Origin of the sequence: Actinotignum timonense (genome assembly GCF_002860685.3) — a bacterium.
Taxonomy (GTDB): domain Bacteria; phylum Actinomycetota; class Actinomycetes; order Actinomycetales; family Actinomycetaceae; genus Actinotignum; species Actinotignum timonense.
Map to the genome: position 1 here is coordinate 1,268,027 of NZ_CP136960.1, position 13,740 is coordinate 1,281,766.

General features: G+C 62.2%; 9 protein-coding genes. 7 read left to right on the plus strand and 2 right to left on the minus strand.

Annotated features, from left to right (window positions below):
• The first annotated feature begins 161 nt into the window (after window positions 1-161).
• The gene (gene tig, locus CYJ17_RS05235; RefSeq protein ID WP_087071031.1) at window positions 162-1,790 is read left to right on the plus strand and encodes a trigger factor; all 1,629 of its coding nucleotides are present in this window, start codon (window positions 162-164) and stop codon (window positions 1,788-1,790) included.
• A gap of 13 nt (window positions 1,791-1,803) precedes the next feature.
• Here tig and CYJ17_RS05240 read toward each other — a convergent pair whose 3' ends face one another.
• Window positions 1,804-2,010 (minus strand): hypothetical protein, encoded by a 207-nt coding sequence (locus tag CYJ17_RS05240; RefSeq protein WP_143231893.1) that lies wholly within the window; start codon window positions 2,008-2,010, stop codon window positions 1,804-1,806.
• Window positions 2,011-2,138: 128 nt separating this feature from the next.
• On the opposite strand from CYJ17_RS05240, the gene CYJ17_RS05245 reads away from it, so the two are divergent.
• From CYJ17_RS05245 to CYJ17_RS05265, 5 genes are all read left to right on the plus strand, one after another.
• Window positions 2,139-6,902, plus strand: coding sequence for a metallophosphoesterase (locus CYJ17_RS05245; protein ID WP_087071030.1), 4,764 nt, complete (start codon window positions 2,139-2,141; stop codon window positions 6,900-6,902).
• Window positions 6,903-7,266: 364 nt separating this feature from the next.
• Window positions 7,267-7,914, plus strand: coding sequence for a ClpP family protease (locus tag CYJ17_RS05250; RefSeq protein ID WP_087071029.1), 648 nt, complete (start codon window positions 7,267-7,269; stop codon window positions 7,912-7,914).
• Window positions 7,915-8,033: 119 nt separating this feature from the next.
• The gene (locus CYJ17_RS05255) at window positions 8,034-8,657 is read left to right on the plus strand and encodes an ATP-dependent Clp protease proteolytic subunit (protein WP_087071212.1); all 624 of its coding nucleotides are present in this window, start codon (window positions 8,034-8,036) and stop codon (window positions 8,655-8,657) included.
• A gap of 244 nt (window positions 8,658-8,901) precedes the next feature.
• Entirely contained in the window at window positions 8,902-10,161 is a 1,260-nt protein-coding gene (gene clpX, locus CYJ17_RS05260) for an ATP-dependent Clp protease ATP-binding subunit ClpX (RefSeq protein WP_087071028.1), read from the plus strand.
• Window positions 10,161-10,658 (plus strand): chorismate mutase, encoded by a 498-nt coding sequence (locus CYJ17_RS05265; RefSeq protein WP_087071027.1) that lies wholly within the window; start codon window positions 10,161-10,163, stop codon window positions 10,656-10,658. The genes clpX and CYJ17_RS05265 overlap by 1 nt, the downstream gene beginning before the upstream one ends.
• A 76-nt stretch (window positions 10,659-10,734) precedes the next feature.
• Here CYJ17_RS05265 and CYJ17_RS05270 read toward each other — a convergent pair whose 3' ends face one another.
• Window positions 10,735-12,570, minus strand: coding sequence for an AMP-dependent synthetase/ligase (locus CYJ17_RS05270; RefSeq protein WP_087071026.1), 1,836 nt, complete (start codon window positions 12,568-12,570; stop codon window positions 10,735-10,737).
• 131 nt (window positions 12,571-12,701) lie between these two features.
• On the opposite strand from CYJ17_RS05270, the gene CYJ17_RS05275 reads away from it, so the two are divergent.
• Complete coding sequence (locus CYJ17_RS05275) at window positions 12,702-13,607, plus strand: PIG-L deacetylase family protein (protein ID WP_159455027.1); 906 nt, start codon at window positions 12,702-12,704, stop codon at window positions 13,605-13,607.
• The last annotated feature ends 133 nt before the right edge of the window (window positions 13,608-13,740 follow it).

Consider the following 13,740-nt stretch of genomic DNA (forward strand, 5'->3'; position numbering starts at 1 on the left):
TGCGTTCACATATGGCAGGTAGTTTTGCGCTAGAACTCCCATCACCCGGGGTGCGTGCCGTAGAATTAGCGGGTATGCCCGCGCCCGGCGCGGCGCAGTAAGGGGACGGATTCGTCCTATCGGCAAGGGTTATCACCCCCATTTTTAGACTGGAGAAAAAGTTGGAAAGCTCCTACGAACAGCTCGATCCCACCCAGGTGAAGCTGACCGTTGAGGTTCCTTTCGAGGAATTCAAGCCGGAAATTGACAAGGCCGCGAAGACCATCGGCAACCAGGTGCAGATCCCTGGCTTCCGCCGGGGGCACGTGCCCGCGCGCGTTCTGGAAGCGCAGATTGGCCGCGCCGCGATTGTGGAGCAGGCGATTAACGACTCCCTGGACGGCTACTACCAGGACGTTCTGGAAGAACACGACCTCGTGCCCATGGGCCGCCCCGCGGTGGACGTGACCGGCGTGGCGATGGAGAAGAACTCCACCGAGCCGCTCGCCTTTACCGTTACGGTGGATGTGCGCCCGGCGATTGTGATTCCGGATCCGGCGCAGTACAGCTTCGAAGTGGAAGCAACCAATGCGGATGCGGATGCCGTGGATGAGCGCCTCGAGCAGCTGCGCGAACGCTTCGCCACCCTCAAGACGGTGGAACGCGCCGCCGCCAGCCGCGATTACGTCACCATTAACCTCTCCGCCAGCATCGATGGCGAAGAAGTTGATTCGGTGGAGGGCGTGTCCTACCGCATCGGTGATGACAATATGCTCGATGGCCTCGATGAGGCCGTTAATGGCGCTTCCGCTGGTGATGAGCTCAGCTTCACCTCCACCCTCGTGGGCGGGGAGCACGCCGGGGAGCAGGCCGATGTGACCGTCGTGGTGGAGAAAGTGCAGGAATCCGAGCTTCCGGAAGCGGATGATGATTTCGCCCAGCTCGCCTCCGAATTTGACACTATTGAGGAACTGCGCGCGGACCTGGCGGAGAAGGCCGCCACGGATGCCGCCCAGGTCCAGGTCATGGCCGCTCGCAACCTCCTCCTCGATAAGCTCCGTGAGGATGTCAAGGTCCAGCTGCCCAAGCGCGTGATCGATGCCGAAGTGGAACGCCACCTCGAATCCGAAAACCGCGCCACCGACGATGACCACGCCAAGGAAATCCGCGGGGAAATCCGCGATTCGCTGCGCGATCAGATCATCCTGGACGAACTGGTCAAGAAGTTCGGTGTGGAGACCACCCAGGATGAACTCTTCAACTTCCTGGTCCAGCAGGCCCAGTCCTACGGCATGGATCCCAACCAGTTCATCTCCGCGGCCGCGCAGACCGGTCAGCTCGGTGCCTTCAGCGGCGAGCTGCGCCGTGGCAAGGCGCTCATCTCCGCGCTGCGCCTGGCCAAGGTTGTGGACACCAACGGCAACGAGGTGGATGTTATCAAGGTCGTCGGCGAAAAGCCGGAAGGCGAACTGACCCCGGACTTCTCCGCCGCCCCGTCCCGCCCGGTGTGGGATGGCCCGGTTGATGAGGACGGCGCGGCTGATTCCGCTCCGGTGCAGGGCGACGACGCCGCCGCGGCCCCGGCAGCCGAAGCTGCCGCTGCCGCGGAGGAAGCTCCCGCAGCGGACTCCGGCGCGGATGCGCCGGCCGCGGATGCGGATGCTTTTGATCCGGCCGCCAAGAAAGTGGACGAGGTCGTGGAATACGCCCAGGGTGCGGATGCCGCTGAAGTGGCCCGCGTGCTCGAAGCTGAGAAGGCCGGTAAGGCCCGCAAGACCCTCGTGAAGAAGCTCGAGGAGCTCCTCGGCTAATTCGGGAAGTACACTAACTGCCCGCTTGCGTGGTGGGCGTGTGGGGTGGGAGGCTCAGCCTCCCACCCCACACGCGTATGCGCGCAGCGCAGCTGCGCCGTCGTCGTACCACCACGGCGCCCACGGGGCGCCGCACCGTCCGCACCGTGCCCTTCCCGCCGTGGCGCCATTGCGCCGTCGCACCGTCGGCCCCGTTGCCCCGCCGCAATGTGATATTCACGTGAAGCTCCTTAAATTAAGAGCCCGTTTACGGCTCATTAAGGCGAATTCAATAGTTTGAGCATTGGAAACGCGTGTTTCCGAGTCGGGCCAATCCGCGCCCCGACTAGCTCAAAGCGAAGGATATTCATGCGACACGTGCGTCGAGCAGTAGCGGCTCTAGCTGCCGCTACGCTAGTGCCGGTCGGGGTGGCATTCACGGTGCCAGCCGCGGCCGAGCCAGTACTCCCGGGAGTCGATTCTCCGGCTCTCGCCTCTACGAATGAGAATCCCGTCGTCGTGGACGGGGTGACTCAACCCATGGATCCGCGTCCCGGTTTCCGGGTGCTGCCCTACCTGCAGCGCCCCGGTGCCCACGAGATGACGATTAACTGGTTTACGGAACTGGGCCATAATGCTGTTCTCACCATCAGCGGTCCGGGCCTGCCCGCCGAAGGGCGCACCTACACCGTGGCCGGCGTGCAGAACCCGGTCAATGATTACCAGGATTACGAACTCAAGCAAGGCACCCTCAGCCGCGGGAAGGCGCTGTCCGTACCGCAGGGCGCCTGGATTCGCGCCGATCATCCCTACAAGTACAGCCAGCGCGTGGAAGAGCTCCAGCCCAGCTCCACCTACACCTACACGGTCACGGTGGACGGCTACGCGCATTCCGCCACGCTCCGTACCCTCCCCGATGGGAAGGCCGGGATCACCGATCCGCTCCACATCATTGCCTTCTCCGATACCGAAACCGATCCCATCGGGCGCGTGACCTACCGCGAATGGGAACAGACCCTCAACCTGGCCGAAGGCTCCGAAGAGCGCCCGGGCAAGGGCTCGGCCTGGGATGAGAAGTTTGGCGGCTCTACCCGCAACGGGAAGTACGCCGTCAATTACATGCTCACCGAGGATAAGGCGCAGGAAATCAATAACGCCGCCATTGCCGCCGCTAAGCCGGACCTGGTGCTGCTGCCCGGCGATATTGCCGAGCGCGCTTCCTCCCAAAGCCACTGGGACGAATGGTTCCGCTACTTCGCCGGTGATAAGGGCCAGCTCCTTGATTCCATCCCGGTGATCACCTCGCTGGGCAACCACGAAGTGTACGGCTACGGCAGCCCGGATGATCGCACCGCGGTAGCGCGGGCCCGCGCCGCCTACAACCAGGTATTTGATACCAACGGTTCGGATAACGCGAATGCGCGCGATGCCTACCACCGCACCGATATGGGCCCGGTGACGATCATCAGCCTCGATTCGACCAACGGCACCGATCAGACTCCGAAGACAATGCCGGAAGAAACCAAGATCGAAGGTAATGACGAAGGCATTACCGCCGCTCAGCTCGGAACCGACACCCAGGGCGTTTTCCCGTACGAGGAATACGCGCGGGACTTCCCCAAGTCCGTGGCGGCCGGCTGGTGGGGCCCGGATGCGGCTCCCGATTCGGTGGATCAGCCCAGCTTTATGCCCGGCTCGGATCAGTACCGCTGGCTCGAAAAGCAGCTGGCTGATGCCCGCGCCAAGGGCCAGATCATTATCGTGCAGTACCACCACGTGGCCTACTCCAACGGCGTGCACGGCACCCCGATGGGTCACAAGTTCCCCGATCAGCAGCCGGGTGTGCCCATGCGCCACCTCCAGCCGCTTTTCGAAAAGTACAATGTGGCCTCCGTTTTCTCCGGCCATGACGAAATGTTCCAGGCCTCCTACGTGGACGAAGCCGGCGATGGCGTGGGCGTGTATCACTGGGACGTCGGGGTAGCCTCCGACGGCCTGCGCGGCGAAAAGATGGTCAAGACGGGGGAGAACGGTGCCTACGAACCGCTGCGTTTCAACTCTCACTCCGTGTGGATGGCGCAGGCTAACGAACCGGAAATGTGGAAGACCAACGAGGCGGGCGTGAAGAAGCTCATCTCGGGTGGAAAGCACTACGGGCACCTCGATATTAAGATCAACCCCTACACCGGCCCGGCCCTCGATTCCGGGGTGAAGCCGGCCGCCGAAATGGTCATGACCCCCATCTCGCTCTTCCCGATCCTCGATAATAACTACGAGGTGGAAAAGGTGGAGCGCCGCGAGCTGCTCTCCGGGCAGTTCACCGTGTACCTCGACGCGGAAGGTAACCCGCTGGCGGGCACCCCGCAGGACGGCACCGGTGATGGCGGCACCGGTGAGGCGGAAGAAAAGACCCCGCTTTCGAACTTCGCGCTCGGCGTTATCCCGGACACCCAGTTCTACTCGCGCTACGCCACGGAAGAAACCGGTAACCAATTCGGCGCCATGTACGGCAGCGAACCCTTCTCCGCCCAGACCTCCTGGATTGCGCAGAACGCTGAGAAATACGGCATTAAGATGTCCATGCACCTGGGCGATATCGTGGATCAGTACAACCACCCCCAGCAGTGGGAAATCGCCGATAAAGCCATGAAGATTCTCGAGGACGCGGGGCATCCCTACTCGATTCTTGCCGGTAATCACGACGTCGGGGCCGATGCCTCGGATACCGATCCGGTTGGCTACGGCACCTACAAGGAATGGTTCGGCGCCGAGCGCGCTGCCAAGAACTCCACCTTCGTGGAACGCGATCCTTCCGGAGCACACGAATACCACATCCTCAAGGTGAACGGCCAAGATTTCCTGGTCATGAACCTGTCCTGGCAGGCCCAGGATGACGCGCTGCAATGGGCATCCGATGTGCTCGATGCGCATCCCACCACCCCCACGATTGTTAATTCGCATCAGCTGATTAACGTGGAGGGCGACGGCGTGACCCCGCTGGCCACCGAGTTCGGTGAAAAGGTGTGGAATAAGCTCATCCGCAACCACGATCAGGTGTTCCTTACCTTCAACGGCCACCATCACGGCGCGACCACCTGGACGCGCACGAACGACGCCGGCCACCCCGTCTACCAGGTCCTCATGGATTACCAGATGGCCTACATGGGCGGAAACGGCTACATGGGCATGGTGGAATTCGACCTGCCGGGCAATAAGATCTACCAGACCTCCTTCTCGCCCTGGGTGATGACGAAGGCCAAGGACACCCTTGTTCCCGACGACCAGGCGATTCTTAACGGTGCGGGTCAAACTTTCGAGCTTGACTTCAACTTCGCCGAACGTTTCCCGAACCTTGTGATCGCTGATACGAAGGCTTCTTTGACGACGCCGCAGCTGCGCGAGTGGCTTGCCAGCTACGATGCACCGACCCAGGTGACCCCCACCGCCCCGAGCGGCGCGGAGGACTACCCCAAGGTGGAGAGCACCGTGGCCCACTGGAAGATGCCGGTGGATAAGGCCGAAGGCACCCCGGTTGCCGTGGGTGAGGCCATCGTGGATGCCGTGGGTGGGGATAACTTCACCCGGGCCCCGCTGGACCAGCCCGGTTCCAAGGGAGCCGAAGAGGGCGACGTCGTATGGACCCGTGACCACCACCCGCTCTCGGCCAATGCCGGTGCGGTGTGCTTCGCCAATGGCGGGCGTGATAACGCACGGTGGAATAACTTCGTGACCGCCGCCGATGCCGCCGTCAATAACGAGACCTTCGAGAACGGTTTCACCTTCGAGACCTTCATCAAGATCTCCCCGAAGTTCGATAACAAGAACAATGCCTGGATGGCCTGGCTTTCCCGCGATGGCCAGCGTCAGAATATCGCTGGCTACAACAACACCGAGGGTGAGGAACCGCCCTTCGCGTGGGCGATGTCGAACCTGGCGGAAATCCAGTTCTCCTTCGTGGATTCCCAGAAGCCCACCCCGGCCGAATCTTCGGCTTGGTCCGGTGAGATTGTTTCGCGCGATCAGTGGCTCCACCTCGCGGTGGTCAATGATCCGGAGACCAAGATGACCACCATGTACGTGGATGGGGTACCGGTGCTGCGTAATTCGCCGGGCACCGTGGGCGTGGGCACCCAGGGCCTGCCGTGGGTCCTCGGGGCGGGCTCCTACGCCGGCGTGCGTGAATCCGGCTTCCAGGGCTGCATCGGTGAAGTCCGCCTCGTGGGCGAACCGCTGGACTCCAGCAAGTGGCTGACCGCGCGCGCCGGGGAAACCCCGGGTGGCGAGCAGCCCGGCGGTGAAGAGCCGGGTGTGGAGCCGAGCGTGGAGCCGACGGCGCCGAGCACGGAGCCTACCGCGCCAGGCACGGAGCCGAGCACGCCGGGTACGGAACCGAGCGCGCCGGGGACCGAACCGGGAGATAAGCCGAGTGAAGAACCGAGCAAGGCGGCGGCGCCGCAGGGCAACCTGCTCTTCAGCTCCACCGCTCTGGCCGGCGGCAACGCCGACCGCGTGACCAGCTACGGTCGCGCTGGCGAAACTATCTTCGTGGGCGATTGGGACGGCGACGGCGTGGACACCCCCGGGGTGCGCCGCGGCAACACCTTCCTGCTCACCAATGCCGCCACCGGCAATGCCCAGCTGCAATTCTCCTTCGGCCGCGCGGATGACGAGATCGTTATCGGCGACTGGAACGGGGACGGCAAGGACACCATCGGGGTGCGCCGCGGCAACACGGTGTACGTGCGCGATGACCTAGCCGGTGGCAACCACACCGCCATGGTTTCCTTCGGGCGCCACGGCGACCAGATGGTGGCCGGTGACTGGGATGGCAACGGGCGCGATGAACTTGCGGTGCGCCGCGGTAACACCGTTTTCGCCCAGGCGTCCTTCGCGGACACCCAGGCGAAGTCCACCTCCTCCTACGGCCGGCCCGGCGATGTATTCCTTGCCGGTGACTGGAACGGGGACGGTGTGGACGGCATCGGCGTGGTCCGCGGTAACGTCTGGCACCTGCGTGAGAACGTGGGCGAGGGCGTCGCGGTGGCCAGCTTCGGCTTCGGCCGCGCCGGTGATGTGTTCCTCGCCGGTGACTGGAACGGGGCGGGCGCTGACCGTCCGGCCGTCAATCGTTAGCGGCTCACTACCAGCGGCTAGTAGCTAGCCACCTTCCAGCGGGAGGGCAGCGAGTATCAGCTCGCCGCCCTCCCGCTCTTTTTCTCGGTTGCGGCGCCGTGGTGGCCCCGTGACGGGGCACTGGCGCGTGGCACCGTAACGCTGCGCCGCCATGCTGGCGCATGGCGTGATGGCGCCGTCGTGCTCCGTGGTACCGTGGGCGCCGTCGCCCCGTGTCACAGTGACGGCGCCAACCATGCGCCATCAGCGAAAAAGTCTCGAGCCAGGATGATCACGGCGGCCCGCGGGCGTTAAAGTCGCATACGAGTATGGAATCTCCGCGTGGAGGTTCCGAGGAAGGAAAACCGTGACCACATCACCTCGCATGGAAGGCCGGGATAATAACCAGCCTTCAGCATTCGGCGATGCTGTTTACCAGCGCCTCCTCAAGGAAAGAATCATTTGGCTCGGCTCGGAAGTTCGCGATGATAATGCGAATCAGATTTGCGCCCAGATGATGCTCCTTGCCGCGGAGGATCCGGAGAGCGATATTTACCTGTACATTAATTCTCCGGGTGGCTCGGTCACCGCGGGTATGGCCATTTTTGACACCATGCAGTATGTTCAGCCGGATGTTGTGACGGTGGCGATGGGCATGGCAGCCTCGATGGGCCAATTCCTGCTCTCAGCTGGCACGAAGGGCAAGCGTTATATCACCCCGCATACCCGCGTCCTCATGCATCAGCCTTCGGGCGGCGCCGGCGGGGTGGCCGCTGATATTCGCATCAACGCCAACCTCATTTTGCAGATGAAGGAAGAACTGGCCGGGCTCAACGCCAAGCACACCGGTAAGTCGCTGGAACAGATCCTGGAAGATTCCGAACGCGACCACTGGTTCACCGCCCAGGAAGCACTGGAATACGGCTTCGTGGACCACATTATTTCCAACTCGCAGGTCATGCTCAAGAAGCCGAATAGCGATAATAACGACGGCGCACTCGACGCCAGCCACGCGGGGGAGGAGCTCTCATGACGATGAATTTCCGAGCCGCGGGTAACCTGCCCGCTATGATGGCCGCCTACGGTGCTGGCAACGTTCCGGGCGCTGGGAACCTACCGAGCGCCGGTTTCGGCCACGGTAGCGCGGGCCCGATGCCCTCCAACCGCTACGTGCTTCCCGATTTCGAAGAACGCACCCCCTACGGGTACAAGCGCTCCAACCCCTACACCAAGCTTTTCGAGGATCGCATTATTTTCCTCGGAGTGCAGGTGGATGACGCTTCGGCCGACGATGTGATGGCGCAGCTGCTCGTCCTCGAATCGATGGACCCGAACTCCCCGGTGACCATGTACATTAACTCCCCGGGTGGTTCTTTTACCGCGCTCACCGCTATCTACGACACGATGCAGTACATTAAGCCGCAAATCCAGACCGTGTGCCTGGGCCAGGCGGCTTCCGCGGCGGCGGTGCTGCTGGCGGCCGGCTCCCCGGGGCGGCGCCTGGCGCTCCCCAATGCCCGGGTGCTTATCCACCAGCCGGCGATGGAGGGCATGCAAGGCCAGGCCACGGATATTTCCATCGTGGCCGACGAGCTCGACCGCATGACGGAATGGCTTGTCAATACCCTGGCCCACCACAGCGGGAAGTCTCCCGATGAGGTGCGGGCGGATATCCAGCGCGATAAGATCCTCACCGCCCAGCAGGCCAAGGATTATGGCTTGGTGGATAACGTGCTCGAATCGCGTAAAAATGCGGATGTCGTAACCAACGGTTAATGCGATTCTCGCGCTCGCGCTCGCGCTCAGGGCTGTAGCTTCGGGCGGTAGCGCGTATCATGGGCGGGTAGGGGCCGAGTGCTCCTGCCCGCTCACGTGCATGGGGCGGCGGGGCATGGCGCGGGAGCTGCGTCGTCGTACATCTCACTGACCGGGCGCCCCGCGTGGGAACGTGACCTTTGGGCGCAGATGCGGTGAAATAGGGAAGACGCGCGTACGGCGCGGCCGCGAGGCAAGGAGGAACATGGCGACCGTCGATGCAGCAGAAGCTCTCAAGTGTTCGTTCTGCCAGAAAACCCAACGCCAGGTGAAGAAACTTATCACCGGTTCGGGTGTATATATTTGCAACGAATGCATTGAGCTGTGCAATGAGATTATCGCCGAGGAATTCGGGAAAGAAAACGACGGTTTCTCCCCGAACGAGCTCCCCGTTCCCGCTGATATTTATGCGTTTTTGAATGAGTATGTGGTGGGGCAGGATGCCGCGAAGCGTACGCTTGCCGTGGCCGTGTACAACCACTACAAGCGGCTGCGCGCGAAGGCTGCGCCGCGCCCCGCCGACGGGGAAGATACCGTTGAGCTCGGCAAATCCAATATTTTATTGCTCGGACCCACCGGAACTGGGAAAACGTATCTTGCCCAGTCGCTGGCGCGCATGCTCGATGTGCCCTTCGCGATTGCCGATGCCACCTCGCTTACCGAAGCCGGGTACGTGGGTGAAGACGTGGAGAATATTTTATTGCGGCTCGTGCAGGCGGCCGGTGATGATGTGAAAAAGGCCGAATCCGGCATTATTTACATCGACGAAATCGATAAAATCACCCGCAAATCTGAAAATCCCTCCATTACCCGCGACGTATCGGGGGAGGGCGTGCAGCAGGCGCTCCTCAAAATCGTGGAGGGGACGGTCGCGGCGGTGCCGCCGCAGGGCGGGCGCAAGCACCCCCAGCAGGAATACCTCCAGATCAACACCTCGAATATTCTTTTTATTTGCGCCGGGGCTTTTGCGGGTTTGGAGGATGTTATTTCCACTCGCGTTGGACGCCACGGTATCGGCTTCGGGGCACAATTGCACGACGCCGACGCCCATTCGGATATGCTCTCGCAGGTCACCCCGGAGGACCTCCACAAATACGGCCTCATCCCGGAGCTGGTGGGGCGCCTGCCCGTTATTGCCACGGTGGAAGCCCTGGGCGAAGACGACCTGGTGCAGATTCTCACCGAGCCGCGTAATGCCCTCGTCAAGCAGTACACCCGCATGTTTGAGCTGGACGGGGTGCGCCTGACCTTCCAGGATGAGGCGCTGCGCGCCATGGCGCGTGAAGCGATGGAACGGGGCACCGGGGCGCGCGGGCTGCGCTCCATTATGGAGCGGGTGCTCGGCCCGGCCATGTTTGATGTGCCTTCCCGGAAAGATGTGCGGGAAGTGATTGTGACCCGCGCGGCGGTTACCGACGGCGCGCCCGTGGAGATTGTTTCCGCGGCGCAACGGAAGAGCGCCTAGTGGGTGGCGAAGAGACGCGGCGTACCTCGGAATCGGAAGCGGAGCGCTGCGCGGTAGACGTGGGGAGTGTTCCGGGTGCTCCGGGTGCCGATGGCGCGGATGCGGGCACGGCGCAGCAGGAGCGCTGTGCCGCTGAGCTCGGGGCCTTGCGGGCACGCCTGGACGTTTTGGACGCCCAGCTCATTGAGCTGTTGGGGCAGCGCAAGCAGGTCACCGATGCCGTGGGGCGCCTCAAGGATCGCTACCGGCTTCCCGCCCGCGATATGGCTCGCGAGGGCGTCCAACATGCCCGGATTGCCGAGCTGGCGCGCGGGGTTGGGCTGGATCCCGATTTCGCGGTGCGGGTACATAATGTCATTACCTCGCGCGCGGTCGAGGATCACCAGCGTATTTCCCGTGCTTCCCGCGTTGTTCAGGCTTCCCGCGTTGTTCAGGATGACGGTGTTGTGCAGACGGACCGCGATGAGCGTGAAGCTGACGATGAAGGCGTGAACTAGCTTCGCACAACACCGGGAGAAACGAATAGGGGCGTGGACTAAGGTAGCCCACGCCCCGTTCGCAATTGAACATGCGCTAATCGCGGTTCTTATCGCCCTTATCCCCGTAAATATCGCGCCCGATCACGGTGGCGAAATCACGGAGCACCGCGGTGCGCTTCACCTTGAGGGAAGCGGTGAGGTATCCGTTCTCCGGGGTGAAATCAATGGGAAGAATAACGAATTTACGGATGGATTCCGCGCGGGAAACCGCTTCGTTGGTGCGCTTAATGGCGCGATCCACCGAGGCAATAATCTGCGGATCGTGCACGGCTTCCGATACAGACATGGCCGGCAGATTCTTATTCTTCAGCCAAATGGGAAGCATCTCCGCATCCAGGGTGATGAGCGCACCCACAAAAGGCCGCTGGTCACCCACCACGACCACCTGCGAAATCAGCGGGTGGCCGCGCAGGCGGTCCTCCAGGATTGCAGGGGAGACGTTCTTCCCACCGGCCGTCACAATAAGTTCCTTCTTCCGCCCGGTAATCCACACGAAGCCATCTTCGATCTTGCCGAGGTCCCCGGTGCGATACCAGCCATCCTCGGTAAACGCCTTGGCGGTTTCTTCCGGATTATTCAGGTACTTATGGAAAACGTGATCGCCCTTGACGAGCACTTCGCCGTCGGTATCAATAGCCACGTGGCAGCCGGGATAAGCCGGACCCACCGAACCGATCCGCTGGTGGTTGAAGCGATTCACAGTGGTCGGCGCGGACGTTTCCGTTGCACCGTAGCCTTCAAAAATATTAATTCCGATGCCGCGGAAGAAATGCCCGAGCCGTGCACCCAGCGGAGCACCACCCGAAATTACATTCTCCAGGTTCCCACCGGTAATTTCCTTAATCTTGGAGTAGACGAGGCGTTCGCCCACTTCATGCTGGGCCCGCAGCGCCAGCGAAGGCCCGGCCGCGCTATCGAGGGCCCGCGAATAGGCGATCGCCACTTTCGCGTAGTAGCGGAAAATCTTCTGCTTCACGCCGGTGGATTGGGCATCCGCCGCGTTATAGATCTTCTCGAAAACGCGCGGCACCGCCAAAATATAATGCGGCTTGAAGGACTTCATGTCCTCAACGAGGTTGTGGGTATCGGGGCAGTGCCCGATGGTATTACCCGCGTAGAAGGCCACCAGGTTAATGAAACGCGCGAAAACATGGGCCATGGGGAGGAAGAGCAGAGTGTGCTTCTCGCCGGAGAGGATCGGGGCGAGATTATCATCCAGCGGCCCGTTAATAACGACGTGCAGCAGGTTACGGTGGCTGAGCACCACGCCCTTGGGCCGGCCTGTCGAGCCAGAGGTGTAGATGACGGTAGCTTCGTCGTCGGCATGCATCGCATCGATACGGCGGTCAATCTCAGCGTCGAGATCCATGGTGCCGCGCGCGGAAATCCGGGCCAGGTCATCATCAGAAATAACGAAAATATCGGTGAAGAAATCAAAATCGGACCGGAAGGGCGCCATAACCGCGGCCATCTGCTGATTTTCGACGACGGCGAAGCGGCAGTGCGCATCCTCCACAATCCAGCGAGCCTGCTCCGTGGAATCGGTTTCGTACACGGTCACGGCCATCGCACCGATGGACCACAGCGCGAAATCCACCACGCAGAATTCGTAGCGGGTGTGGCACATAAGCGCGATACGATCCCCGGGCTGGACGCCCATCGCAATAAAACCGCGTGCCAGCGCGCGATACTCAGATTCGAAAGTCCGCCACGCCACCGGCACCCATTGCCCCAACGAGGCTTTGCGCGCCACCACGGTGCGCTCGGGCTGTTCGCGTGCGATATTACGGAAAACCCACGGAATCGTCATTTCATCGGTGATATGAATCTTTCCGGGAGTGAAAACTTCAGTCCGCTCGATTTCGGCCATGATTCTCCTCAAGGTTACGCGTGAGTAAGTAAAAGTGTACGGCACGCGCGGGAAACGGGGGTGGAGGCGCGATGAGAGAGTTCTCATCACCTCCTCACCGCGATATTAACACGGGGCGGAACACTGGAGCCATGACGATCTCCATGAATGCTCTGCTTGCCGTGCTCCTTCTTGTAACGGCCCTATCCGTTGTCCTTCTCGAAACTTCGGTACGACGACGCATCCGCGCCTTCCGGCCCCTCCAGCTTTTTACGCTGGGGAGTGCTTTCCTCCTCGTCCCGGCGAATATCGCTTTGCTGGGCGGGAATGCGCCCGGGAACCTTGAACGGTGGGTGAGCCTGGGCTCCGTCGCGGCGCTGGCCACCCAGCTTGTTCTTCTTATCAGCGGCTGGATTCCGGTGGGGGCGGCGGCGCCCACGCGCCGTATCCTCGCCGTCGGGGCGCATCCCGATGACCTGGAATTAGCCTGCGGGGGGACTTTGGCGCGCTTGGCCGATGCGGGGCACGAGATTCACGCCATCGTGGCCGCGGACGGTGCGGTGGGAGGCAATGCCGGGGAGCGGGCCGGGGAGGCCCAGCGCGCCGGTACTTTCCTCGGGGTGACCTCGCTGCGCACCCTCGGCCTTCCCGATACCCGCCTAGCCGAGCATGAAAATACCCTCACCGGTGCTATCGAAGAAAAAATCCGCACCCTCAATCCGGATATTATTTTCACGCATTCGGCTCATGACCAGCACCAGGATCACACCGCCGTGCACCGCGCTACCATGCGGGCCGGGCGGCGCCACCCGGCGATTCTCTGCTACGAATCACCCTCCGCCACCGCGAACTTTTCCCCGCAGGTATTCGTGGATATCACCGATTACACCGGGGTGAAAAGCGCCGGGGTGGCCATCCACGCCGACCAGATGAACAAGACGTATATGGCCGGCGACGTGCTCACCGCCAAAGCTAATTTCCGGGGCGAACAAGCCAAAATGGAGGCCGCTGAAGCTTTTGAGGCGATGCGTATTCCCGCTTTCCGGGGTGTGCTCTAAATCTTCGTGGCGTGCTCTCAGCTCGGAGTGCCTGGCTGGGCGCTGGCGCTCCGTGCCTGCGCGCGCCGCGGGCGCCGTTGCCCCGTTCCTGTGCCGTTGCTGTTGCCCGCGCCGCGAGCGCCGTCGCACCGTC

What these genes read in the sequence shown, in the direction of transcription:
- CYJ17_RS05270 (WP_087071026.1), bottom strand. Translation starts at nt 12,570, where the DNA reads ATGGCCGAAATCGAGCGGACTGAAGTTTTCACTCCCGGAAAGATTCAT.
- CYJ17_RS05250 (WP_087071029.1), top strand. Translation starts at nt 7,267, where the DNA reads ATGGAAGGCCGGGATAATAACCAGCCTTCAGCATTCGGCGATGCTGTT.
- CYJ17_RS05245 (WP_087071030.1), top strand. Translation starts at nt 2,139, where the DNA reads ATGCGACACGTGCGTCGAGCAGTAGCGGCTCTAGCTGCCGCTACGCTA.
- clpX (WP_087071028.1), top strand. Translation starts at nt 8,902, where the DNA reads ATGGCGACCGTCGATGCAGCAGAAGCTCTCAAGTGTTCGTTCTGCCAG.
- CYJ17_RS05275 (WP_159455027.1), top strand. Translation starts at nt 12,702, where the DNA reads ATGACGATCTCCATGAATGCTCTGCTTGCCGTGCTCCTTCTTGTAACG.
- CYJ17_RS05255 (WP_087071212.1), top strand. Translation starts at nt 8,034, where the DNA reads ATGCCCTCCAACCGCTACGTGCTTCCCGATTTCGAAGAACGCACCCCC.